The organism is Bradyrhizobium sp. (genome assembly GCF_049798375.1).
Classification (GTDB): Bacteria; Pseudomonadota; Alphaproteobacteria; order Rhizobiales; family Xanthobacteraceae; genus Bradyrhizobium.
In genome coordinates, this window is sequence record NZ_JBARGP010000295.1 from 1 (window position 1) to 2600 (window position 2600).

The 2600-nt window shown below is 65.0% G+C and carries 3 protein-coding genes; all 3 read left to right on the top strand.

The annotated features are described in order from the left end of the window. Positions 1–1232, top strand: a 1232-nt coding sequence (locus WA702_RS12700) for a cytochrome c oxidase subunit I (RefSeq protein WP_425110874.1), incomplete at its 5' end; no start/stop codon positions are given. A gap of 102 nt (positions 1233–1334) precedes the next feature. Continuing rightward, positions 1335–2273 carry a heme o synthase gene (locus tag WA702_RS12705; RefSeq protein ID WP_425110875.1) on the top strand — a complete coding sequence of 313 codons (939 nt, stop codon included), beginning with the start codon at positions 1335–1337 and terminating at the stop codon, positions 2271–2273. Between the two features lie 19 nt (positions 2274–2292). After that, positions 2293–2460, top strand: a complete 168-nt coding sequence (locus tag WA702_RS12710) for a CoxF protein (RefSeq protein WP_425110877.1) — start codon at positions 2293–2295, stop codon at positions 2458–2460. Positions 2461–2600: the final 140 nt, after the last annotated feature.

The following is a 2600-nucleotide window of genomic DNA, read 5'->3' on the forward strand; positions in this document are numbered from 1 at the left end:
CCTTCGCGCTCTTGATCATCTCGACCTTCGTCGAGGGCGAGCCCGGCTCGCTGGGTGCGGGCACGGGCTGGACCATGTATGCGCCGCTGTCGACCTCGGGCCATCCGGGACCGGCGGTCGATTTCGCGATCCTGTCGATCCACATCGCCGGCGCGTCGTCGATCCTCGGCGCCATCAACTTCATCACCACCATCTTCAACATGCGCGCGCCGGGCATGACCCTGCACAAGATGCCGCTGTTCGTGTGGTCGATCCTGGTGACGGTGTTCCTGCTGCTGCTGTCGCTGCCGGTGCTCGCGGGTGCGATCACCATGCTGCTGACCGATCGTAATTTCGGCACCACCTTCTTCTCGGCCGAGGGCGGCGGCGACCCGATCCTGTTCCAGCATCTGTTCTGGTTCTTCGGTCACCCCGAAGTGTACATCCTGATTCTGCCGGGCTTCGGCATGATCAGCCAGATCGTCTCGACCTTCTCGCGCAAGCCGGTGTTCGGCTATCTCGGCATGGCCTACGCCATGGTCGCGATCGGCGGCATCGGCTTCGTGGTGTGGGCGCACCACATGTACACGGTCGGCATGAACTCGGCGACGCAGGCCTATTTCGTCGCCGCCACCATGGTGATCGCGGTACCCACCGGCGTGAAGATCTTCTCCTGGATCGCCACGATGTGGGGCGGCTCGATCGAGTTCCGGGCCCCGATGCTGTGGGCGATCGGCTTCATCTTCCTGTTCACGGTCGGTGGCGTCACCGGCGTCGTGCTGGCGAACGCCGGCGTCGACCGCGTGCTGCAGGACACCTACTACGTCGTCGCGCACTTCCATTACGTGCTGTCGCTCGGCGCCGTGTTCGCGATCTTCGCCGGCTGGTACTACTGGTTCCCGAAGATGTTCGGCTACATGTACAACGAGACCAACGCCAAGGCGCACTTCTGGGTTACCTTCATCGGCGTCAACCTCGTGTTCTTCCCGCAGCACTTCCTCGGCCTGTCGGGCATGCCGCGCCGCTACATCGACTATCCGGACGCGTTCGCCGGTTGGAACCTGGTGTCGTCGATCGGCTCCTACATCTCGGGCTTCGGCGTCCTGATCTTCCTCTACGGCGTAATCGAGGCCTTCATGCGCAAGGAGCGGGCGGCCAACAATCCGTGGGGGCCGGGTGCTACGACGCTGGAGTGGACGCTGTCCTCACCGCCGCCGTTCCACCAGTTCGAGACGCTGCCGAAGGTGCAGTGATCAAGTCCTGATATCGCGGCGTCTCTCTGGGAGGCGCCGCGCTTGACCTCAGCCGGACCATCGGCCCGGCTGGACTACTGAAGCAAAACATCGGAATTTATCGTGTCGGTCATCGAGCATAACGCCATTGCCGCAGGTCCCCGGATTTCGGAGGCCGATGTCGCCGATTATCTCGCGCTGTTGAAGCCGCGGGTGATGTCGCTCGTGATCTTCACGGCCCTGGTCGGGATGCTGATCGCGCCCGGCCATTTCCACCCCGTGCTCGCGATCACCTCGCTGCTGTGCATCGCCGTCGGCGCCGGCGCCTCCGGTGCGCTCAACATGGCGCTGGAAGGCGACATCGACGCCAAGATGACGCGCACCGCCAACCGTCCGATTCCGCGCGGCCGCATCACCCGCTCCGAGGCGCTCGCCTTCGGCTCGACGCTGTCCTTCTTCTCGGTGATGACGCTCGGCATCCTCGTCAACTGGTATGCCGGAGCGCTGCTCGCCTTCACCATCTTCTTCTACGTCGTGATCTACACCATCTGCCTGAAGCGCTGGACCGCGCAGAACATCGTGATCGGCGGCGCCGCCGGTGCGTTGCCGCCTGTCGTGGCCTGGGTCGCGGCGACCGGTTCGATTGCGCCCGAACCGCTCTGGCTGTTCCTGATCATCTTCTTCTGGACCCCGCCGCATTTCTGGGCGCTGGCGCTGTTCCGCTCCGACGATTACGCCCGCGCCGGCATTCCGATGCTGCCGGTGGTCGCCGGTCCCGATGCGACGCGGCTGCAGATCCTGCTCTACACCATCGTGCTGGTCGCCATCGCGCTCGCGCCCTGGCCACTCGGTTATTTCGATGCGGTCTATGGCGCGGTGTCGCTGGCGCTCGGCGCCGGCATGATGTGGCTCGCCATCGAGGTCTACCGCAAGCGTGAACGCTCGGCCTCGCTGCGCGCCAACAAGAAGTTGTTCGCCTTCTCGATCGTGTATCTGTTCGCGCTGTTCGCGACGTTGGGCGTCGAGGCCGTCGTGCGCATGATTGCGCCGTTGTTCTGGTAAGGGAGCGGGTGGCACCGACATGGCGGAGCCGAACCAGCCAGAAGACGGAATCGTCCTGACCGAGGCGCAGCTGCGTTCGCGGCGGCGGCGCTCGATCGCGATTGCGCTCGCGCTCGGCGTGCTGGTCGTGTTGTTCTTCGCGGTCACCCTGGTCAAGGGACCCGCGGTATTGAGGCGACCGATCTGATGGACAAGCCCGACCAATCCCCGAATGCAGAGCTCACGAGGCAGGCGCCGCCAGCGGTACAGGCGCCGGCAGCAGTAGAAGCGTCGCCAGCAGGAGAAGCGCCGCAGCCGCGCCGCGCGACCCGGCGTGACGCGCTGGTC